Origin of the sequence: Enterobacter sp. AG326 (assembly GCF_004362415.1) — a bacterium.
GTDB classification, from domain to species: Bacteria; Pseudomonadota; Gammaproteobacteria; order Enterobacterales; family Enterobacteriaceae; genus Enterobacter; species Enterobacter asburiae.
Genome location: NZ_SNXG01000013.1, coordinates 1 through 21,583 on the forward strand (window position 1 = coordinate 1; position 21,583 = coordinate 21,583).

Here is a 21,583-nt window from a genome sequence, read left to right on the forward strand (position 1 = left end):
TCAGGATGCGGGAAGGTCTTCACTGCATCAGTAATCACACCAATCTGGTTAAACGGCAAACTGAGTGATGATAAAAAATGACACCGGCATTATTATTATCGCTGTGTACGATAACCTCACCGTCCGGTTTTAGACGCCAGACGGCCATCATCAGCGCGTCGAGATCCAGTTCGTGAGAGAAAGTGGGCTTCATCGACCAGCCAACCACGTTACGGGCGAAGAGGTCGGATAACCACCGCCAGATACAGCCAGCCCTGTCAGGTGGGGATATAAGTGATGTCTGTAACCCAGACCTGATTGGCCAGGACAAAAGTAAACTGCCGCTGTACGCGATTAGGGGCAACCACTGAAGGTCGGCCGCCGATACGACGCGGCGCTTTATAGCCGCGTACGGCTTTGATCCGGTTCTGTTGCATAATACGACCCACCCGGTTTTTGCCGCAGGTTTCCCAGATTTCGTTGAGGTCGCCATGAACCCGCCGGTAACCGTATAAGCCTCCGCTCAGTGAATATGAGTCGCGGATAAGCATCAGCAGACGCTGGTTATTTTTATCAAGCGCCGAGACCGGGTTGCCGGGCGACATTCAGTAGCCGACACATCGTCATCACACCCCATACAGTGAGGTGTTCATTGATAAAGCGGTACTTCAGTCGGGCTCCTTTGCAAAGTACCGCGCGGCCTTTTTCAGGATATCCCGTTCTTCTTCGGTGTGTTTTAGCTGTGCCCGGAGTTTCAGGATCTCGCTTTTGGCTTCCAGTAAATCTCGGGCATGTTGTTCGCTGTTATCAGGTTTGACAGCCCGTAGCCACTTGTAGAGGCTATGTGCAGAAACGCCCAGATTGTCGGATACTTCGGCAACGGAATAACCGCGTTCTGTTATCTGACGTAAGGCTTCTTCCTTAAATTCAGGTGTGCCCATACGCTCCTCCTGTGCTCAAACTATAGGGCAGGATCGTCTACCGGGGCGGGGTCAGTCCACTGGAATAAGGTGAGAATAATATTTATAATTTTAATGTTCTGAATGTCGCAAGTTTTTATGACGAAAAATCACTGAATGATGGTATCAAAAAATTGTGAGCACTCTCGACCAAAAAGATGCCTGATAACTTCCCGATAACTGATTTTAATATCATTTTTCGCGCGCTATACCTCTCTAGCTATCATTTTAAAGCAATGTGAACTTTTTCCAATGAGGTTCGTTCAAATCAATCCTCAGACTTGAACACGCTACCTTAAATGCCTGAGTTTCACTCCAATTTATATCAATCAACTACGCATATATTTTATTTAAGATTAAAAGTATTAATAATTATTATCTTATTTTAGTGTTGGGGAATAATACTGTTTGATTACTATTGATCTACTTACTCAATAGGAGTTATATTTGTAATAGAAGGTTAAGGTTGTGTGAAAACAAGCACTCTTGTACTTTTGTTCTTCTTTGCTTAGTTAGTTAAAAGTAGCTTAGTTGGACAGTACTTTGACTTTAGGAGTTTTAATGTAATTGCTTTTTCTCTTATGTTTAATCGTGCTTCTGCATGTGTAATTTTAGTCAAAGCAAAGACACCAAAACGTAACCACCTAAAGAACCTGACCTTTTGAATCCTTATAACGTAAAGATAAGGAGGAGTATTGTATAAACCAAAACGACCTGCTTTTGTAAGTCATTACAGTCGGAAATGCGTTTAAAGCTGCTCAAAGAAAAATTCTTGTCAGATATTTTTTGATAAGTTGTTTAATTACAAGGAATAAAAAAACGTATGAATAAAATTATGATGGCGGTTGTGCTGTCCCTCTCAGGTGTACATGCAGTACATGCGAACTCGGGTAACATCACTTTCGAAGGATCTGTTATCGATGCACCGTGTTCAATCTCTGCAGACTCTGTGGATCAGACAATACAGATGGGTTTGATTTCAAATGCCGCGCTTGCAAAAAATAACAACAGCGGGGAATCAGTTCCGAGAGAAGTTACTATCCAGCTTGAGGAATGCACTGTTTCTAGTGCAGGAATAAAAGACAAAGTGACGGTAACATTCGATGGAGATGCTAGTACATATGACCGAGAAAGTTTTGGTGTTAATGGTGATGCATCAGGGGTTTATCTCGTTCTCAGCGGAGCTGATGGTGCGAAAGTAAAAATCAATACACCAACAGCTGCAAACGCCTTTACCGACGGTTCATCGCCGAGTCTTGTTTTCACTGCTCGGATCAAAGGCGGCGGTTCAGGAGCAACGATCGTTCCGGGTGCATTTTCTGCGCCGCTTACCTTCAAGCTAGCTTACCAATAAGATACAGCTTTTTGACCAAAGCCGTGGCAAAAGGTGCACGGCTTTCTGAGTTTTGGGAGTAGCTGATGAACTGGCATCTGAACATGAAAAATCATGTTTTCCCTTTCGTTTTGACAAGTTTAACCATCTTTCAGTCAAGTCAGGTACCAGCGAGTGAGGCAGGGAATGGCGTTGTCAACATGGAAGGGGTAATCGTCGAACGCCCCTGTGCAATTGATGTAGGTGATAGTGAACAGGTGCTTACTATGGATGCAGTACCAGTTAGCCAGATAGTACGCGACGGACGCGGCCCTCAAAAGAGCTTCACTATTCAACTGGTCGACTGTGTTTTGCAACGACTCGATCCTGACAAACCAGACTGGCAAACCTTTAGTGTGACTTTTAACGGCGAAAATGACCAAGGTTACTTTGGATTGTCCGGCGATGCTCGCGGAATTGCCCTCGCAATAACCGATGAAGCAGGAAATCTGGCTCGGCCAGGATATGTAATGTCTCCTGCAGCGATTATCCCTGACGAGATGCGACTTCGTTATAACGTAAATCTTGTGGGTAACCTGAAAACATTACAGGCCGGCGATTATCAGGCTGCAATACGTTTCACAATGGCTTACAACTAAGAGCTTGCTATGGTGCACTTTTTTCCCCGTTCCCTCACTGCTGTGATTTGCAAGATTGCTATGGGTTCAGCACTTTTTATTGTCGGGACTGTCTGTGTTCAAGCCGATGACATTGAGTTCAATAGCGACATCCTGGACGTGAAGGATCGCAGCAATATTGATCTGAGCCAGTTCTCACAAAAGGGATTCATTCTTCCCGGCACTTATAGTCTTGCAGTAAACCTTAATGCTCAGCTATTGCCAGAGGAGCCTGTTAGCTTCATTGTGCCACATAACAATCCTAAGGGTAGTCAAGTCTGCCTTACTCCTGAGCTGATTGACAAATTGAGCCTCACAGATAAAGCGCGAAATGAACTCACCTGGTGGCACAATGATCAGTGTCTTAACATTGAAAGCCTTTCCGGTATGCAGGTGAACACCGATCTGGGCACTTCAACGTTGTATCTGAACATACCACATGTCTATCTGGAATACAGTAACCCAGACTGGGATCCACCGGGTCGCTGGGAAAGTGGCATACCGGGAATACTTTTTGACTACAACCTTAATGTGCAGAATCAGCATCAGATGCGCGCAGATAGTGGTAGTGGTACATATGCAAGTGGTAATGGCACAACAGGGGCTAATCTCGGTTCTTGGCGTTTACGTGCAGACTGGCAGGCTCGTTATGATCGTCGCTCCGGAACGACTGAAGGGAAGGACATCAACTGGGAATGGAGTCGTTATTATGCCTATCGCGCATTACCGGAGTGGAACGCAAAACTCACTTTGGGTGAGGATTATCTTAACTCATCCATTTTTGACAGCTTCCGCTTCACCGGCGCAAGCCTTGTTTCAGATGACAACATGCTCCCACCCAATCTGCGGGGATATGCGCCGGAAGTTAGCGGTGTTGCACGTAGCAATGCTCGAGTCATTATAAGCCAGCAAGGTCGATTGATTAAGGAGATACAGGTTGCTGCAGGGCCGTTCCGTATTCAGGACCTGGACAGTTCAGTATCAGGTCAACTAGATGTTCGGGTAGAAGAACAGGACGGTGGTGTTCAGACTTTCCAAGTCGATACCGCCACAATACCTTATCTGACCAGACCCGGGCAGGTACGATTCAGAGCAGCCTCTGGGCGTGCTTCTGATAGTCAACACCATGTTAACGGCCCAGCCTTTAGCAGCGCTGAGTTTTCATGGGGTATCAGTAATGGTTGGTCATTGTACGGGGGAGGGCTTGCAGGAGGAAATTATGCAGCAGCTTCACTTGGGCTTGGTCGCGATCTTTTGTTTCTGGGAGCGCTATCTGCTGATGTCACACAGTCAAGGGCGCGTCCGCCGGGCGGGGAATATCTAACCGGAGAGTCATATCGCCTCAGTTACTCAAAACGTTTTGATGAGACCAATAGCAAGATGACGTTTGCCGGTTATCGTTTCTCTGACAGTACCTTTATGTCAATGAGTGATTACCTCGATGCGCGTCAAACGGGTATCAGGTATGGCCAAAATAAGGAGATGTATACCGTTTCCTTCAATCAGTATCTGGAATCATTAGATTTGAGTGCCTACCTCAATTACAGTCATCAATCCTATTGGGACAAATCGACGACGGAGCGGTATGACCTTACAACCTCAAAAAGTTTTGAGGTTGCCGGATTCAGAGGAGTCAATCTTTCTCTCACAGCGTACCGTAATCGCTTCAATAAAACCGATGACGATGGCATGTATCTGTCCCTTTCGCTCCCGTTTGGTCAGACGGGCCGTATTAGTTACAACGGTTTCTACACCTCTGCAGATACACGTAATTCTGTCAGTTATTACGACCGGTTGAAGAACGGTGATACTTATCAAGTGAGAGGTGGCACAGCGAGAGATGGGTCAGATGTAAGTGGCTATTATTCGCATCGTGGCTCAGCTGCTGATGTTCATGCATCAGCGAGCTATCGTGAAGGGCAATATAGTGCAGTAAGTGTCTCTGTAACCGGCGGTGCGACTTTAACACCTGAGGGGGGAGCATTACATCGTAGCAGTCTGACAGGAGGAACACGCATGTTGATTGATACCAGCGGAGTTGCGGATGTTCCGGTTGGAGGATACGGCAACGCAGTGAACAGCAACCGTTTTGGTAAAGCCGTGGTCACAGATATAACGAGTTATTACCGTAACAGTCTGAAAATTGACATTGATCGGCTTGCGGACAATGCAGAAGTCACGCGCTCCGTAGTTCAGGGCACGTTCACGGAAGGCGCGATTGGCTATCGCAAGTTTGATGTGATTTATGGTGAGAAGGCTATGGCCATCATTGTGATGGATGACGGTTCTGTTCCGCCATTCGGGGCATCGGTACTCAATCAGAAGAAACAAGAGTCAGGTATCGTGAACGACGACGGCCACGTTTATCTGAGCGGTATTCAACCGGAAGAGAAAATGTCTGTTAACTGGAGCGGGCGCGACCAGTGCTTCGTAACGATACCTCAGTCAATAGTCGCAAATAGCACTAACAGCCTGATACTACCATGCGTAAAAGCAGAGTCTTTAAACGATGAATAACCTTCTCCCCCTGTGAGGAAAAAAATCCAGTATGGCTATGATGAGCGGAAAAAAAATGAAAAAAATCTTACTTAATTGCATGATGTTAGTGGCAGTAACCCTTTTTCTGATACCCGCTGCAGCGCACTCAGCAATTTCTCTGGACAGGACCCGTGTTGTATTTCCGGGAAATGAAAAATCGGTGAGTCTGAATGTAAATAACCAGAACAGATCTTTGCCTTATCTGGCACAGGGATGGATTGAAGATGTGAACGGAAATAAGCTTGAGGCCGGTGGCCCATTGATCCTGCTGCCACCGGTACAGCGGATTGAACCCGGCGCTAAAAGTCAGGTAAAAATACAGGCAACGCCTGGGTTAAGTCTGTTGCCACAGGATAAAGAGACGCTCTTTTATCTGAACCTGCGCGAAATCCCCCCCAAGAGTAATAAGCAAAACATATTACAGATTGCACTGCAGACACGCATAAAACTGTTTTATCGTCCCGAAGCACTTGCACTTTTGGCAGCTGAACAGCAGTCAGCTCCTTTTCAGGAAAAATTAACGCTTACCAGAAACGGAGAAAGCTATACGGTCAATAACCCTACTCCATACTACATTACCCTTATTGGTGCAAGTTCAAAAGTTAAGGGGGATCCGGTAAAGGGCTTTGAAGCCATGATGGTTCCCCCAAAAAGTTCAGCAAAGATTGGTGGAAAGGCTTCAGAACTGGGGAGGGAGCCTGTACTGGTGTATGTGAATGATTATGGCGCAATGCCTTCCCTGACTTTTCGTTGCGACGGCACTGAGTGCAGGGTGGATCTAAAAAAAAGGGACAATAAATAACAGTCTGATGTTCTGACGCATTACAGAATAAGGAGAAAGAAAATGAACAGAATTATGAGTCTGGCGTTATTGTGCCTGAACCGAAGGAAAATATATATTATGCCGGGAATTGCACTGATTACCTTGTTAGCTCCGCAGGTGAATGCAGGCAAGACTTATGGACTGGTCGAGGGAGACAACGGAGTACTTCATGTGTCAGGAGTACTGACGGAAAGTGCATGTCGTCTCGAAATGTCATCCGAGGATCAGACAGTAGAGATGGGAAATATTTCAACGGGAGAGTTATCGGTAGTCGGCAGTCGTGGCTCTCCCGTTGCATTTCAGCTGCGCCTGCGAGACTGCATTCGTAGCGCATCGAACAATCCCGATATGCTGGGCAATGTTAGCTGGAGTAGCAACATGCCAGCCATGTCTCTGACCTTTTTCAGCGAGAATGACCAAACTAACCCGAAGCTGATTCGTGCCAGTGGAATCAACGGCGTAGGACTTCGATTCACGGACAGCGCAGACAGCGAGCTTGTACCAGGAGAGCAGGCTAAGCCGCAATTTCTGGCGCCCGGCAGTGATGTGCTAACGTATTACATCACGCCAGAACGTACAGCAGCACCTCTGAAACCGGGAGCCTATTTTGCCAGCGTCAATTTCAGGCTAAGTTATGAGTAAAGTAATGAATCGACAGAACTATAGACCATGGCAATTCGAAGTGCTGCAGCAGTGCTGGCTCATTATAGCTACGTTCGTTACTATTCCCTCTGCCATAGCTGCCCCACTTGAGGTGACGATGCAAGGAACGGTACTCGGTACCCCTTGCAAAATCCGAGCAGGTGACGAAGCTCTCACAGTTGATCTAGGTACGGTAGTTGACAAGTATCTGTATATCAATACACGTACCCCCGGTAAGCCATTCTACCTGCACCTTGACGACTGTGATACTACTCGGGCGAGCGCGGTCAGGCTGACCTTTAATGGTAAGGAAAACAGCTCTCTCCCTGGCTTGCTGGCGGTTAATGCAGGAAGTGGTGCGAGCGGAATTGCTGTGGGCATAGAAACGGGGGGAGCAAGCTCAACCCCGCTGCCTCTGAATGTCCGGGGGCCTGAAAACCTTTTGTCAACAACAAGCCGGACAACGATACTTAGCTTTAAAGCTTATGTTCAGGCTGAACCACAGGCTCTGGCGAGTAAGACTATTGGTCTGGGTGCTTTTAGCGCGAGTGCGACTTTTTTGCTAGACTATCAGTAGGTTATTAAATTATAGAAACCATATTTAAAAAGGAAAAATAATATGAAAACGCAAAAAAAAATAATGGTGCTTCTGCCTGCAATACTATGTATGTGTTCTTTTTCCGCTTATTCGGCCGAGTGTAAAGTTACTTCTGGTGGGACCCCATTTAATATTCAGAATGGAACGTCGAATAATGTTTATGTCGACCTTAAGCCTACATCAGATAGTTATTATACATATGGGGATTTAGATATATACTGTAGATATGGTGCTAATAGCTACTCTAATCCTGGTGAAAAAGACTTTTGGGCAACATTTTCTGCGGACTCTTTCACCTTACCGTTTAGCGGCTATACTGGTGGATTGTTTATTAACAATGTTCCATATAACATCCCTGTGCCGGGAAGCATTCGTATTGCAGAGATGCCATCATCATCTATTCAATTCGATCCATACGGCCCCTGGGTAAAATTAAACATTTCTCCATTTATCACCAAAAGCAATACGCCGAATTCCATACAAGTAGCGGCTAATCAATCATTAGGTAGAATCATTGTAAGGCAAACAGCTAACTTTAACCCCTCTAATAATATGGTCGTTCTTAATTTATTAGCCGCCAAGAATATTACATTATGGCCAAATACGTGCGCAATTAATGGGGGAGGAGTTCTTGATATAGATTTCGGCAGCGTGATTGACTCTAAAATCTCCACAGACCCCATATCTCCGGGTGAGTATACAAAACCAGTATCCTTAACCTATAGCTGCTCGGATACAAGAGTAACACAAGCGATTAGCATCACGTTGCAGGCAACTAAAACTGCACCGTTCAATAATCGTTTAATTGGTACCAGTAATAGTAATCTTGGAGTAGCTATGGTAAAGACCAGCAGCCTGGTTGGGGTAAACAGCAGTTACAATAGCCAAATGGTAAATGGTCAGGGAACTGACTCTATTAGCTTCAACCTTGTAAGAAACTCAGCACAGTTACCCGAGACGGGTGCTTTTAATGCTACAGCGGTCATCCAAATTGGATTGCCCTAATATTAAGCATAATTCGAGAACCAGAGACGTCGTAGGTGCTAAATCGGTAAGCACTTCTTTTAACCAATTATCTGATGAGTGTAAAATCGCACAACGTGCATTTTAAAAAAAGAATCAAGAGAAAAGGGCGGTCAGTAAGTATCTCCTCCTGTGATTTTGCTACAGGTAGAAGCAACGACCGCATAGTTTGAACACGGTAATGCTGCTCGTTTAAAGGCGCTTACGCCATAATTTTCTACAATATCGGAACCTGCTGGGAAGAAACATCATGCTATAATTTAGCCAGTGGTAAGCATGTGTTTGCTTTATATATTAAAGCTTTTTTGTCGCTAAAAATCAAAACCGCTTATAATGTACTCTCTTACACAAACGTAAGCGTACAGCGAGGGCCGTGTTGACGGTGATGTGTTATTAAGTTGGCAGTGCTATGCGCGAGGGGAGCAGTTCGCTGACCCTGTTGACCTGCCAGTCAACTCTGACGCCAAGCACATGGCAAAGTTAACTTTCTGGAGCAACGCCGTTCAGTTTGCACGTACCAACTCAGGCTGTACAGCAGTACTACCCGCTCCCCACCATGTTCAGAGCAGAAGAACAAGCCTAGACTGACCGTCCGCAAGGCAGTTTTCAGCGATATTATTCTCTGCTTTGGCCCACCCATCGTCCTCTTAGTACGTCAGTGCCGACCACTGGTTAAGTGCGTACGCGAACGCTTTCGCGAGCTCTGAGTGTCGCGACAGAGTTTCATGTTTAACGCAACCAGCTTTCCAGGCATTTCAACAGCGGTATCGTTTTTTGCCGACGTTAAGCAAGCCTATGCTACGCCGGCATTCCCCTTATATCCGCATCTATGGCGTACAACTGACCAAGCTTCAGGGCTTTTTCGGGCAGAGCTGACTGAATACGGACGTGCACATTGTGCATCTTTCGGCGGGCATGAGCCCAGCATGCGGCTTCCTTTATCGTAACATAGTGGTACAGCTCGTTGAACCTGGCGTACGGATCCGCCTGCAGCACACCGCTGAAGCCGGCAAGATGTGTAAGCACACCCGTTTTAGTTCCACGCAATTTTTGAGGTTTCCGGTTTTTCGGCCATCAGCCGGTACTCCTCCGGTGTCAGGTTATTCAGGATGACGTCTTTAAGTGCCCGGCAATCAAGGCTGAGATCAGCAAACATCTGTTTGAGGCGACGGTTTTCATCCTCTAAGTCTTTCATTTTTTTGATATCATAGGCTTCCATACCGCCAAACTTCGCTTTCCAGTTGTTGCTTTACGCATGGTGATCTCCTGACTGGACATAATCAGTATGTCGGAAGATCTCTAAAAGTGAATGGTTCGGTTTACGGGGATACTTACAATGAGCCTGCGGATGGATACCTTTTTTTCCGGGCTTCTGTTCGGGCTGTTGGCGAACCAGAGAACCGGTGCCAGCGTTGCACCGACTTTTCGGTCATCACGAACATAAGTCCTCAACCTACGGTCTTCGAATTCTTATTCCCCGGCAACAGCACCTGGACCGGGTCTCGAGCAGGCCAGAGGGCTCCTCCCACTCTGGGCGCTCAAATAACCGTACGTGAAGCTCTCAGCTCATACGACTCCTGTTATTCAACTTTATCTGATCATGAACTCATAAATGGTTATATGTATAACGCAAATAAACTTGACAACCATTAGGAAGAAACTTTTTAAAATTAAAAAAATATAATCCAAAGCTATGCATAATTCTTGAAATGTATACATTCTAAAACCATATGAACTTGCAAAAAAGGATTCTATGCACCTTATAATGGGTATATAAAAAAAAGGTTTCTGTGCGATATATGTATCTTAAGGTGTCCAACACCATAAATACATGAATATAAACCTTTAGTTTTTTATTAAAATAGTATTATCGCACTTAGACGACGTTTTTATCTTAGGTGTCTTTTATTTCATCAGAAATAAATCCACTTCTACATGGGGTTGAGATGAATAATAAAATAATTCTTGTTTTTAAAGTTCATGCCTTTGACGTAGTTATTGATAATGTAACTAACTCGGGTCTCAGTGATCTGCATTTTTTTTGCAATTTCTCTGTAAGTCATTTTATAAAATGCATAGTAATAAATTGCTTTTTTCTCCATCACAGTACTCTTAAAGTGAGATGGATAAGATTTTAATGGTTTTTCTTCATCCAATAACAAACAATCATTCAGTCGATCTTGTTTTAAATGAGTTGTATTAATTAAAGAGAAACACTTATCGTGAAAAATAACCGGAGTTATTTTACTAAACTGGTCGTCATAGAAAACAATTACTTCATCGTCCTCTGCTGCTGAACAGAGATTCAAAAACTTATTAATATCACTTTCATGAAAAAGTAAAATATTTGATTGACGAAGGTAATGCTCAAGACCGAGATACAGAAAGTTATTATGACTCAACAATATTGCGTATTTTTTCATTTATTACCGCACATCCCATAACTCTTTAATATAGAGGCCGATCTTTGATAATTGCGCTGGGTAAATTCTATTACCGTATTCATCAGCCTTACTGTTCTCCACATCGACATCCCATTCACCATACCCTTCATAAGGATAAAGAATGTTGAAGGTATAGTTTATCAATAAAAGCAATGTGTAGTGATTAACATCACCTTCCTTTTTTTCTCTCGTAAAACAGTTAATGATGATTTCCGAACGTCTCATGACACTTTTCCTAATATCGAAAATTAAAAATTATTAAATAATGATATGAAAACTATTATCCAGATGCTCTAACTAAAGGCAATATAATAAATAGTAATTTTTAAAAAATTCTTATAAATCATGGTTTTGAATTCGTGACGGCTATCTCTAAATTATTCATAATAAGCCTAAATATCAAAAACCTGACCACCCAGCCGTTTGATTGATAGGGCGTTTCAGGAAATATTAAGAAATACCAGCTAATATTAATAACTTAATTTTTTATATAACTCAGGAGCAGGTCGAGTCGCATATGCATTACCGACTTATGCATTCATAGAATTAAAACAGGTACGTGCCGAGCTATTCCAGTAAAAAAGAGTTGCCAGATGATTTTGCTGTTATTGGTCGACTCCAGAAAGAATTGAAATGAGTTACTGACGAATGGGGAATATTAGAAAGAAACATCAGCGCACTTCTCAAAGCTGTCCTACTTAGGTATACCCAACGATAGCGTGCTCCCGGCTGGCGCACTAGGCCGGAAGTGCCACGCTGAGCTTCCGCTACGACGACAACAAACACGGTCGAGCAGGCCACAGAGACTCTGACACAGCGGCCCTTTCCTAGCGCTTTCGTGTAAAATAATGCGTCAAACTTATCCCCTTTAGAGCCGCGAGAATCGACACTACTGCCTCAATTATTCGTGTTGCAAGGCCAGCACCTTCCTTACCAACCTTCATGCTTTCAGTCGCAATAAACAAGTCATCCATATTTGTTCCCTTATTGAAAAATCCCGCCGGTCATACTGACGCAGCGCTTTCACGGGACAGCTCAAAGGCCAGCAGGTCAGCCGACCCCGAAGTTACCGGTTTAACCTGAAAACCGTGGCATTAAGCCTGCGTCGTGAGGCGCTTCGAGCGAAAACTTCACGTAAGTTCAGCCATGTCAGTTACCGCGACTATGACCTGCCGGTATCGTTAAACAGGATTTTACGCCAGCTGCCTGAACCAGAAGTGGTCAGGAGCATTACCTACTTAGGTACGGATGAAAGCAGGTTGTACATAGCCATGATAATTGAACTATGGTCTCGGGCAGTTATTGGCTGGTCGATGTACTCCGGATGACAGAGCAACTGGCTTGCGATGGGATGCAGATGGCGTTGTGGCGGCCTAAACTGCTACAGGATGTCATCATCAACACAGGTAGTGGAGGGCAGTACTGCCCGGCAGATTATCAGACACTGGGCAGCATGAGTGCAAAAATGTGCTGTCATGATAACGCTTGTGCGTAAAGCTTATTCCACTTACCGAAAGTCGGATACATTCACAGTGGACGCTTTATCAGTATGGAAATAATGCGTACGATGGTATTTAATTATCGCAGGTGCGCTTAAACTCCCTGAGTTCGTCACAGTGTCTGTGGCGAACTCAGCCCGTAACACTCTGAAAAAAAGGATTTTTCTTAGATTCGTGTCCACATTACGTGTGGTAGTTTCAGTGAAACTACGCACACGGAATATGCTAAGTGCTCATTTACAGTTGTGAGGAGTTGGTCACGGTGTAGGGGATAAACACAACATACTGGAGAAATCACAGCTGACTGAGTAGCGAATCTTGTGTTTCTTCGCAGATAATCGTCCGATTTTTTAAAGCAGATCTGGTGCTGTACTACCTATACAAATCCATCTTAAATGCATATACTATGATGAATACTCCCGCGAAGTATCATAATGTGAGAAAAAATAATGAATAACTTTTCAATACTTGGCACTTATGCAAAAAGAGGGGAGTGTTTCGTAACTGATAATTTCTGAAGGTGGAAAGATGACATGCAGCGTATGGCGTATCTTCAATGAACTATCGAAAAAAGCAAAACTTATGCCAAGGTACAAACCTGCCATCAACTAGGCAGGAACCGGAAACGTATTAGTAACGGTGCTGCATCGAAACCATATTCTTGATTATCAGTATAGTTGACAGTGGAAATCCCTGAACGAGGCAAGTTTTTCATACCGCAAGTTAAAAGAATGGCGCCATACGAGAGACTTCGAGCGCTTCAAGCATAACAAGCGCGTATTTTCACAGGATTGACTGGTTCTCTGTGTGGATATTAGGAGACAATGTGGCATTTTGCATGTGGTTCTATTGTTTACACTAAAATTCTTCTGCGATAGAGTTTTAGTCTGAAATTCGATTCTGCGCCACAATACAAAATGTCCCCTACGTTATCAGTTGCTGGTTAACACAATCTACACTCGCTTCATTACCGAACTGTTTATTAACGACTTAGGGCTCTATGACATGAAAGATGATTAAAGCGTCGGGGTGACTAGTGTGAGGAGTCCTAGTGTGCTGATTACATGCTAATTCACTTCATGCTATTTTCCAACTTTCGGTGCTTGTGACGAGGATTATTGTATGTTTTCTGAAAAAAATATTGCTATTCCACGTTTTTTTGTCAATCAACTCTGGATTATATAAATTATTGATCTTATGAAACTTTTGATAGTTACGTTGGTGCGCAATCCTCAAAAAATGTTGTCCAATTATGTTCAGGTTAGTCAGAAAAAATGCCCTTACTGTGGATTGCTTCTTTAATCACATTTACTGAAATATAAAGTGAATTATTTTGCAATAACCATAGAATAAAAACCTTGCCCTCCTTTAAGCAAGGGTGATTTTTTATTAAAAATAGATATTTTATAGTGGGGTAAAATGAAATATTTAATTAATTTTGAAATATTATTTGATAGCGAAAAAAAGGAACTATCAGCCATTAAAAACCATAAAATAGCTGTTCCTTTAACAACAACAGCATCGCGACTGCTGGAGGAAATTATACAGCATCCCCAAAAAGTTTTGCCAAGAGCGCTGCTGCTGAAGAGAGTTTGGGAAGATAATGGTTACTCAGCTTCGGATGCAAGTTTAAATAACAACATAAGTTTATTAAGGAAGTATTTTTCAAGTTTAAGCAATGCTGAAATAGATTTAATGACAATACCTAAAATTGGATTCCAATTGAATGCTACTGTCGAGCTGCAAGACGAAGTGACAAAAAATGAGGATCAAGTTGACAAAAAAGAAAATATACGGCAAAAAGGTTGGAAAAAGTATTTTTTATTTTTGCGTTCACAACTGGAGAGCAAAGAATACATATCATACAGTTTGATAATATTATTTTTAATAACAATATCTTTTATCATTTTATACTTTATTTTTACGGACACAGAAGATATTGCCATTACAAAAAGGAAAACTCATAAAACAGGTGAAATTGAAAAGTGCGCTGTTTTTAATCTCTCAACCGACTCTACAACTGTTAAAAGTGTTCTAGAAGCCTATCCTATAATAACTGAACTGTGCAAAAATACTACGGGAAATGTTTATTATGATTTTTCATCACTGAGTAAGGAACGTTATCGATTGCTTTTTGTGTCTGTTTGTTTAAACAATGAGAAGGCCGGCTATATAAAATGCGAAAACTTAAAATCGTACTCAAAACTTTAATATTTTTATTAACTCTAGTGATGGCTGTTGTACTTTTTAAAGAATACAATCTTTTTAATAAAGATGTGGTTATACGCAAATGCGAAGCAGATGTTTTGTACGACGTATATGAAGGAAATGTAAAGTTAACTTTAGATGTACTATATGTGCTTGCTTTTGAACAAAAAAACAAAGGTTTTTTACATGTAAGTGGGGTTTTAAATAAAGATGGAGAAAAAATTGATCTCGACAGAACATATTATTTTAGCTTTGAAAATAATAAAAAAATAGGGTTTTACAGTATAAAAATTGATAGAGAGAAAATAAGTGCTTTTGACTTTGTTGATAGCAAGCTTTTATATGAAAAATTTCTTCCAAAACCAGGTGAAGATTATTATATAAAAGCAACCTCACCTAATAAAGAATTGTTATTTTTTGAGGGTTTAGTATTTCCTTTCTTTATATGCGCATCGAATTTATCGACTACCTAGGCGGCAGTCGTGGTGCTTATATTTGATTTTCAAAGTTTTGCATCAGAAGCTATACAATATTTTTTATAGTCATTAGCTGCCTACTCATATCTAATTTTAGACTGTTATCTTGAGTAGGCTCGGCTCATACAAAATATTTAGCCGCTAGATTGGGGGGCAAAAATCACTAACTTTATATATCTATTTTTCATTTCCCTGAGAAATATTTAAATGTCGCGTAATAATTTCCGTTAGAGAGGCATGTCCAGGTGGTTTAGACTATCGCTAGATTTTTCAAAAAATAGATTCCGGTAGCCATGAATGGTGAATAGCAGCTTGGCGGGGACTTATTATTACCTTTCTGGTTTTATCTCCGAGCGCTGCTGTAGTGAATTTGGCTGCTGAAGCCATGCGAGAAAACCACTTGAGGAAACAAAATTTAAATCGAAAAAGTAGATGAACAGATCTGAAACAAGTGTTGTCACGGGTAAAGGTATACCTGATTAATACCATGATAAAAAGGTCTCAATAGGGTTTGATTTAACTCTATTGAAAGCGAAACAACGTCATGTATCATATGGGTGTTTTTTAATATTTAAAAGAGAATTCATAATGAATGTCCGTATCTACTGCCGTGCATGTACTGAAGGCCAACATGCTGATCGTGCACTGATTAGCCTGTGCGAATTTGCGCGAAGCAAAAAATGGTCAGTTGTCGGAGAATACATTGAGAATGCAAGTGGTGCGAAGCTGGAGCGTGTTGAACTCATGCATCTACTTGCGGAATGAAAACCCGGCGATCTACTTCTTATTGAAGCGATTGACCGACTCAGTCGTCTTCAACATGAAGAATGGGCTGAACTCAAAGCCACAACTAAACAGTAAAAAACTGGTTATTGTATCAATGGATTTACCAACAAGCTGGCAGATGGTTGAAATGTCCGGTAATGATCTAACCAGCTGCATTCTTCGGGCAGTCAATGCTATGCTGATCGATATCCTTGCGACAATGGCACGACAAGATTATGAAACTCGACGTAAACGTCAGGCACAGGGGATCGAGAGAGCAAAAAAGGCAGGTTTGTATATGGGGAAAGAAAAAGATATGGAAGCCCGTGAGACTGTTCGAGAAATGCTGGCACAGAACGTTAAGCCAGCCCACATAATGAAAGCAGCAGATATCAGCCGTGCCACCTTTTAGCGAATCAAGAAAGAGTTAGTAAGCTAATTGTTTTTACATGCTACCGGAAAACTTCCAAACACAAGTTTTGTCTATTTTTTTTAAAGTCAAAATATGTGATTTCGACGACAGTAGAATCAATTCTGACAATCCGTTCAAGAATTCCGAAAAAATGGTCATATTTATCCAGAATATATCATAATTTGCGTTCGGATTGAATCGAAAAGAACGCTCAGATTAAACCGTAATAAATTATCAGTTTGGGTTTAAATATGTAAATACATATGATTAATAAAACCCTTTTTTTTACATTCTCAGAGATACCAAATAGTCAGTAAATATTAAACTGCTGGGGTTGATTATTCTATAGCCTGTGGTTTATTCATCTATACTCAATAGCTGGCCAGTAATATCCCTGTCCTAAACATACGCCTTTTTCTTTGAGATAATGAATATGTTCAGCGGTTTCAACCCCCTCAACAATAAGCTTTTTATCGACGTAGTGAGTGAATACAGAAAGATTTTCCTGCGACTGATACATTGACCAGAATGTGTATTTATCAATCTTTAAACCTGGGCCAGTAGGGTCATTAAGGATTGTCCCTCCAGTGGCATCCACATCATCGATCCAGATCCTTAACCGATCTGAGAGAAGGGTCTTAAGGAAATCCAACACCTCCGACGTAAGGGTGACAGGATCATACTGTATCTCCAGATTTAGATCTGTAACTGGCAGGTATTCCTGTAGCGTCAGTAGAAACTGTTCCCGTAAAAGCAGATGGAGTGGCAAATTTATAAAAAGATTTTTTACACGTTCCGGGTCGAGCTTACATTGTGTAGTAAAAAAAGATAACTGCTCGTAAAAAATAGTTTCGAGTATTTCAGATGATTGTGATAAAAAAAAGGCTTCAGTATTGAAAGTCTTATCGTACGGTTTAGATAAGATTTCATAACCCATTACTTCCTGTGAAAAAATATTAATTATTGGTTCGAGTTTGAATGTGAATTTTACCCCATTTAAATTTATCAATTTACATCTCCTGTGTAATGTAATACTAACAGTGTTCTAAATCACGAGGAAAATATTTATCATACCTGTGCATTAATACTCCCCTAGGTTGTAATACAAAATTCAGTTACAAAAGCGCTTGCTAAGTAACATATTCTCCAGCTAAGCCTTTATCGCTGTGAGTATGAGACATCATCCACATGCCATCTTTTAAGAATAAAATTCAGACTACCTCTGAAGCTGGTATGACCAAAAAAGTCGACAATGATCACAGCCAGCTTTTTGCATGCTACGGACTAAATGCCATCAGGAGCAGTCCAAATTTCCAAGTCACCTCTAGACTAAACGCTATATGAGATAAGAGTGTAACTAAAATATAGATTGTAACATAAATAGCCGCTACACTATTTATACAAAATAACAAGATTATCCGGCGAATGCGCAAAAAACCGCACATTAAGTGCGCATAATGCCTTGAGGGCAACGGCAATAAAGTGAGGCTGCCTTCCTAGTATTGTTTCTTCCACTTGAACAGCAGGCTGGGCTGGATACCATGCAGACGAGAGACGTGGGAGACATTCATTCCTGGCTCTATCGTCTGCTGGATAATAGCGATTTTCTCCTGAGGAGTCTTACGTTTGCGGGCTTCTTGCCCTAACAGGATCCCGGTCATCTCAAAATTGGCGTTAGTGTTAGACATATATTCAAGCCTATCTCTTATCTGGAGATACAGCTACTGTCTGGTGTTTCAGGGGGCTACATCAGATAACAGAAGAATAACTGCATGTATATCAATCCGTAGCAATGCTCATCACATCTCTTTAATTTAACATAAGATAGATTACACGAACTAAATGTGTCAGCACAAAGCGTTATTGTCGTCTCAGCACAATTCACTCGCGTCGTGTACGCTAAGCCTTCATTTTGCTCAGCACAGGACCGCGATCTTATGTTGGTGACTATGACAGACAGAGAACTTTACCGGCTTGGCATCATTCAGCGAGTATTCGACCGGGCTTTGCTTCAGCGTGACGCTGCGGACATTCTTGAACTCAGTGTTCGCCAGGTACAGCGTCTGGTACGCCTGTACCGGACAGATGGCGCAACCGCGTTTGCATCCTCCCGCCGTGGCCGTCCTGCAAATAACCGTATCGATGAAGAGATCCGCTGCAAAGCCCTGGATTTGATCCGGTGTCACTATGCGGACTTTGGTCCGACGCTCGCCACGGAAAAACTGGCTGAACGCCACCATATTCATCTTTCCGTTGAAACCGTCCGTAACTGGATGACAGCCGACGGCCTCTGGCGTCCTCATTCCCGCCGGCGAGCCCGGGTTTATCAGCCACGCTATCGTCGCGACTGTCTTGGCGAACTGGTTCAGATCGATGGCTCGTACCATGACTGGTTCGAGGGCCGCGCCCCGAAATGCTGCCTTCTGGTCTTTATGGATGATGCCACCGGTCGCCTGATGCACCTGCGATTTTGTGACTCAGAAAACGCGTTTGACTACATGATGGCTACACGCCAATACATTGATAAACATGGTAAACCAGTTGCTTTTTACAGTGACAAGCATGCCGTATTCCGGGTCAGCGGACCGGAAAGCCGGCGTACCGGCACAACCCAGTTCGGACGGGCTCTCCGGGAACTGGCGATCGAACTGATTTGCGCCAACAGCAGCCAGGCCAAAGGCCGCGTGGAACGGGTCAATAAAACCCTGCAGGATCGCCTGATTAAAGAGATGCGCCTGCAGAATATCAGCTCGATTACCCAGGCCAATCAGTGGCTTGAGTACTTCATGTCCGATTTTAACCGCCGGTTCTCCCGGCCGGCAAAATACCCCAAAGACCTGCACCGTCCGGTCACCCAGAGTCCACAGGAACTCAATGATATCTTCGCCTGGCAGGAGCTGCGAACCTTATCGAAAGCACTGACGTTTCAGTACGATAAGATAATGTATATCGTTGATCCCACCGAAGAAAATACCCGAATAGCAGGTGAAAAAATTACCGTTTTTGATTACCCTGACGGCAGCATTGCTTTCCGTCACCGGCACCGGCCGCTGGATTATCAGGTTTTCGATACACTGGCCTGCGTTGATCAGGGTGCGGTTGTCGACAACAAACGGCTGGGCGCCGTTCTGAGACTGGCACAGCAGAAGCAGGACGATCTGGAGGCGGAAGGAAAGCGAATGCGCAGTAAAAAAATGCCCCGCAGGCGTGCTCAGGAGCGCGTACTGGAAGAGCTCAGGGCGATTAATCCGGTGCTGGCCAGTCCGCAGGATTTTAGCCCCAGTCTGAAACGATGAGCCTTTCCCTCACCTGCGGAACAGATTTGGATGCTGGCAGATGAGGGCGAAATGAACGGCCACTATACCGCATGGCAGATACTGCAGGCCGCGCTGCGCCTGGATCTTATTGAAGCGTACATTGCGCGGGAGATCACGCTGGCGGAGCTGGCACAATCCGCAGAACTCTCCCCCCGCCAGTGCATCCGTCTGGTTAAGCGTTACCGCGAATCAGGGCCGACAGGGCTGCTCAGCCGCCGTCAGGGAAAGCCGGGCAATCATCAGTTAAAGGCGGATATCAGAGCTCAGGCTCTGCAGCTCATCCGCTCACGCGGCCGGGGGATGAACCCGTCTGCAATCTGGCGAATACTGACCACAGAATATGGTATTCAGATTTCAAAAGAGACCGTGCGGAAACTGATGATTGCCGAGAAAACCTGGCATCCTCGCCCGTCCTCAAAACCTGAATCAGACTGAAGAAGGCATTGCCCGGACTCACCACAGAGGTCACTTCAGCCTGGTTTTAAATACGACATTTGAACATTGGCTAGACAAAATTTGTAGTGGCTAAATTGAGATGTCCGTCTGGGGGATGCGGATGTTTTCCTAGACTGTTATGTTGTGATCCCAAGATGCTGCCGGTACTTCGCCGGACTCATTGCACCTAATGATAGCTTGATACGCTTTTCGTTATACCACCGTATGTACTTGTCCAGGAAGCTGATAAATTTTTCCAGCGTGATACCCGCCCAGTTTCTGCCATAGAACATTTCGTTTTTGATACGCCCGAAGAAGCCTTCACACGCAGCATTATCCGACGAGCATCCTTTGCGCGACATGGACCTTATAAGTCCGGATGTGTTGACACGATCGAGCCAGCCTGGCCATCGGTAATGGCCACCACGATCGCTGTGTATCACCGGTTGGTCATTTTCGTTGAGCGTATCGAGTGCGTCATCGAGCATCGTATTCACGAGCGTCGCGTCCGGGCGTGTTCCTATCGACCAGCTCACAACCTGGCCATCAAAGCAGTCGATAACTGGCGACAGATAGACTTTTCCAGCCGGAAGCTGGAACTCCGTTATATCGGTCAGCCACTTTTCATTTGGCCTGCAGGAACTAAAATCCCGGGCGAGCAGATTTTCCGGTGCCGGGCCGATTTCTCCACAGTAAGAGTTGTATCGTCGTCGCCTGGTGCGCTTAACAACGAGCTGCTCTTCTGCCATCAGTCTGCGGACGACCTTCTCAGAGATAATTTTGTTATTGCCGCGAAGCATCGCGTGAAGACGCCAGTAGCCGTAGCAACGGTAGTTTTCCTCAAAGATCTCAGCCATGATCAAGCGTATTTCCGCATATTTATCACACAAGCGCTGGCTGGCTTTGTGGTAAAAATAGTACGGGCGCAGCTGGAAGGTGCAATTCGCGAAGAAGACCCGGGGCGCCTGGCGGAGCGTCAAATATCTCGGGCGGTACATGAAGCGCCCTCCGGTGTCGGCGGCGAAGCTCAGGCACTACAGCGGCGGCGCGGTGCTGCACCACTATTACGACCACCGGACGCAGCGGTACCGCCAGCAGATCCTTCCCCAGGAAGAGATGATCGGACGCTATATCAGCCACGTACCGGCGAAGCATTTTAAGATGGTGAGCTACTACGGCTTTTTGTTCAGCCGGAAACTGGGCGAGCTGCTGCAGAAGTTATACGATGCCCTGCAGATGGAAGCGCGGAAAAAAACGGAGCAGTCGGGCCTCGCCGCGCTGATGAAGGGGTTCCTGCGCACGGATCCATACAAATATCCTGTGCGGCAACCGGCTGTGCTTCAGCGGCCCAGAGGCTGTCAGACACGCCACGGAGTTAGTGGCGGAAAGGCTGCATAACATCGACCGGAAACGATGGCTTCTGGCACAGGCCGCGGGATAATTTCGCCTTAAAAACGGTTTTCAGGTTAAAAACTC

At 44.1% G+C, this 21,583-nt stretch carries 15 protein-coding genes and 8 pseudogenes; 14 read left to right on the forward strand and 9 right to left on the reverse strand.

Going from position 1 to position 21,583, the window contains the following annotated elements; all coding sequences use genetic code 11:
• Positions 1-97 precede the first annotated feature (97 nt).
• Positions 98-920, reverse strand: a pseudogene (locus DFO52_RS22040) (IS3 family transposase); the annotation flags it as partial.
• Between the two features lie 841 nt (positions 921-1,761).
• Between DFO52_RS22040 and DFO52_RS22045 the strand changes: the two are divergent.
• The 7 genes from DFO52_RS22045 (at position 1,762) to DFO52_RS22075 (ending at position 8,533) form a co-directional block, all read left to right on the forward strand.
• Complete coding sequence (locus DFO52_RS22045) at positions 1,762-2,292, forward strand: fimbrial protein (protein WP_133551190.1); 531 nt, start codon at positions 1,762-1,764, stop codon at positions 2,290-2,292.
• 65 nt (positions 2,293-2,357) lie between these two features.
• On the forward strand, positions 2,358-2,909 hold the full coding sequence (locus DFO52_RS22050; protein WP_133551191.1) for a fimbrial protein: 552 nt from the start codon (positions 2,358-2,360) through the stop codon (positions 2,907-2,909).
• A gap of 60 nt (positions 2,910-2,969) precedes the next feature.
• Complete coding sequence (locus DFO52_RS22055) at positions 2,970-5,444, forward strand: outer membrane usher protein (RefSeq protein ID WP_133551192.1); 2,475 nt, start codon at positions 2,970-2,972, stop codon at positions 5,442-5,444.
• A gap of 79 nt (positions 5,445-5,523) precedes the next feature.
• Positions 5,524-6,267: a fimbria/pilus periplasmic chaperone gene (locus DFO52_RS22060; protein WP_243737955.1), complete on the forward strand. Its 744-nt coding sequence runs from the start codon at positions 5,524-5,526 to the stop codon at positions 6,265-6,267.
• Positions 6,268-6,309: 42 nt separating this feature from the next.
• On the forward strand, positions 6,310-6,930 hold the full coding sequence (locus DFO52_RS22065) for a fimbrial protein (RefSeq protein ID WP_133551193.1): 621 nt from the start codon (positions 6,310-6,312) through the stop codon (positions 6,928-6,930).
• A complete protein-coding gene (locus DFO52_RS22070) occupies positions 6,923-7,507 on the forward strand; it encodes a fimbrial protein (RefSeq protein ID WP_243737951.1) in 585 nt (194 codons plus the stop codon). The genes DFO52_RS22065 and DFO52_RS22070 overlap by 8 nt, the downstream gene beginning before the upstream one ends.
• Before the next feature lie 42 nt (positions 7,508-7,549).
• On the forward strand, positions 7,550-8,533 hold the full coding sequence (locus tag DFO52_RS22075; protein WP_133551194.1) for a fimbrial protein: 984 nt from the start codon (positions 7,550-7,552) through the stop codon (positions 8,531-8,533).
• Between the two features lie 411 nt (positions 8,534-8,944).
• Here DFO52_RS22075 and DFO52_RS22080 read toward each other — a convergent pair.
• The 5 genes and pseudogenes from DFO52_RS22080 to DFO52_RS22100 all read right to left on the reverse strand — a co-directional run.
• Positions 8,945-9,571: pseudogene (locus DFO52_RS22080) on the reverse strand (transposase); the annotation flags it as partial.
• Between the two features lie 88 nt (positions 9,572-9,659).
• A pseudogene (locus DFO52_RS22085) lies at positions 9,660-9,794 on the reverse strand (transposase); the annotation flags it as partial.
• A gap of 93 nt (positions 9,795-9,887) precedes the next feature.
• Positions 9,888-10,050 (reverse strand): annotated as a pseudogene (locus tag DFO52_RS23365) (hypothetical protein); the annotation flags it as partial.
• A 432-nt stretch (positions 10,051-10,482) separates the two neighbouring features.
• Complete coding sequence (locus DFO52_RS22095) at positions 10,483-10,974, reverse strand: sigma-70 family RNA polymerase sigma factor (protein ID WP_133551195.1); 492 nt, start codon at positions 10,972-10,974, stop codon at positions 10,483-10,485.
• A gap of 3 nt (positions 10,975-10,977) precedes the next feature.
• The gene (locus tag DFO52_RS22100; RefSeq protein ID WP_133551196.1) at positions 10,978-11,220 is read right to left on the reverse strand and encodes a hypothetical protein; all 243 of its coding nucleotides are present in this window, start codon (positions 11,218-11,220) and stop codon (positions 10,978-10,980) included.
• Positions 11,221-12,062: 842 nt separating this feature from the next.
• On the opposite strand from DFO52_RS22100, the pseudogene DFO52_RS23370 reads away from it, so the two are divergent.
• The 4 genes and pseudogenes from DFO52_RS23370 to DFO52_RS22120 all read left to right on the forward strand — a co-directional run.
• A pseudogene (locus tag DFO52_RS23370) lies at positions 12,063-12,577 on the forward strand (DDE-type integrase/transposase/recombinase); the annotation flags it as partial.
• A gap of 1,336 nt (positions 12,578-13,913) precedes the next feature.
• Complete coding sequence (locus DFO52_RS22105) at positions 13,914-14,705, forward strand: winged helix-turn-helix domain-containing protein (RefSeq protein ID WP_133551197.1); 792 nt, start codon at positions 13,914-13,916, stop codon at positions 14,703-14,705.
• Positions 14,672-15,175 (forward strand): hypothetical protein, encoded by a 504-nt coding sequence (locus DFO52_RS22110; RefSeq protein ID WP_133551198.1) that lies wholly within the window; start codon positions 14,672-14,674, stop codon positions 15,173-15,175. The genes DFO52_RS22105 and DFO52_RS22110 overlap by 34 nt, the downstream gene beginning before the upstream one ends.
• Before the next feature lie 591 nt (positions 15,176-15,766).
• Positions 15,767-16,355 (forward strand): annotated as a pseudogene (locus DFO52_RS22120) (recombinase family protein).
• 361 nt (positions 16,356-16,716) lie between these two features.
• On the opposite strand, the gene DFO52_RS22125 reads toward DFO52_RS22120, so the two are convergent.
• Both DFO52_RS22125 and DFO52_RS22130 read right to left on the reverse strand, forming a co-directional pair.
• A complete protein-coding gene (locus tag DFO52_RS22125; protein WP_166642376.1) occupies positions 16,717-17,364 on the reverse strand; it encodes an EAL domain-containing protein in 648 nt (215 codons plus the stop codon).
• A gap of 490 nt (positions 17,365-17,854) precedes the next feature.
• Positions 17,855-18,016 (reverse strand): annotated as a pseudogene (locus DFO52_RS22130) (transposase); the annotation flags it as partial.
• A gap of 288 nt (positions 18,017-18,304) precedes the next feature.
• On the opposite strand from DFO52_RS22130, the gene DFO52_RS22135 reads away from it, so the two are divergent.
• Both DFO52_RS22135 and DFO52_RS22140 read left to right on the forward strand, forming a co-directional pair.
• A complete protein-coding gene (locus DFO52_RS22135; protein ID WP_133551201.1) occupies positions 18,305-19,651 on the forward strand; it encodes an ISNCY family transposase in 1,347 nt (448 codons plus the stop codon).
• Positions 19,652-19,681: 30 nt separating this feature from the next.
• Positions 19,682-20,107, forward strand: a complete 426-nt coding sequence (locus DFO52_RS22140; RefSeq protein WP_133551202.1) for a helix-turn-helix domain-containing protein — start codon at positions 19,682-19,684, stop codon at positions 20,105-20,107.
• Between the two features lie 137 nt (positions 20,108-20,244).
• Here the strand turns inward: DFO52_RS22140 and DFO52_RS22145 are convergent.
• A pseudogene (locus DFO52_RS22145) lies at positions 20,245-21,024 on the reverse strand (IS3 family transposase); the annotation flags it as partial.
• Between the two features lie 19 nt (positions 21,025-21,043).
• Between DFO52_RS22145 and DFO52_RS22150 the strand changes: the two are divergent.
• Entirely contained in the window at positions 21,044-21,505 is a 462-nt protein-coding gene (locus tag DFO52_RS22150) for a transposase (protein ID WP_208110483.1), read from the forward strand.
• Positions 21,506-21,583 lie beyond the last annotated feature (78 nt).

Bases quoted from the DNA above. Each gene is read 5' to 3' on its own strand.
- DFO52_RS22045 (WP_133551190.1), top strand. From the start codon at position 1,762: ATGAATAAAATTATGATGGCGGTTGTGCTGTCCCTCTCAGGTGTACAT.
- DFO52_RS22050 (WP_133551191.1), top strand. From the start codon at position 2,358: ATGAACTGGCATCTGAACATGAAAAATCATGTTTTCCCTTTCGTTTTG.
- DFO52_RS22055 (WP_133551192.1), top strand. From the start codon at position 2,970: ATGGGTTCAGCACTTTTTATTGTCGGGACTGTCTGTGTTCAAGCCGAT.
- DFO52_RS22060 (WP_243737955.1), top strand. From the start codon at position 5,524: ATGATGTTAGTGGCAGTAACCCTTTTTCTGATACCCGCTGCAGCGCAC.
- DFO52_RS22065 (WP_133551193.1), top strand. From the start codon at position 6,310: ATGAACAGAATTATGAGTCTGGCGTTATTGTGCCTGAACCGAAGGAAA.
- DFO52_RS22070 (WP_243737951.1), top strand. From the start codon at position 6,923: ATGAGTAAAGTAATGAATCGACAGAACTATAGACCATGGCAATTCGAA.
- DFO52_RS22075 (WP_133551194.1), top strand. From the start codon at position 7,550: ATGAAAACGCAAAAAAAAATAATGGTGCTTCTGCCTGCAATACTATGT.
- DFO52_RS22095 (WP_133551195.1), bottom strand. From the start codon at position 10,974: ATGAAAAAATACGCAATATTGTTGAGTCATAATAACTTTCTGTATCTC.
- DFO52_RS22100 (WP_133551196.1), bottom strand. From the start codon at position 11,220: ATGAGACGTTCGGAAATCATCATTAACTGTTTTACGAGAGAAAAAAAG.
- DFO52_RS22105 (WP_133551197.1), top strand. From the start codon at position 13,914: ATGAAATATTTAATTAATTTTGAAATATTATTTGATAGCGAAAAAAAG.
- DFO52_RS22110 (WP_133551198.1), top strand. From the start codon at position 14,672: ATGCGAAAACTTAAAATCGTACTCAAAACTTTAATATTTTTATTAACT.
- DFO52_RS22135 (WP_133551201.1), top strand. From the start codon at position 18,305: ATGACAGACAGAGAACTTTACCGGCTTGGCATCATTCAGCGAGTATTC.
- DFO52_RS22140 (WP_133551202.1), top strand. From the start codon at position 19,682: ATGCTGGCAGATGAGGGCGAAATGAACGGCCACTATACCGCATGGCAG.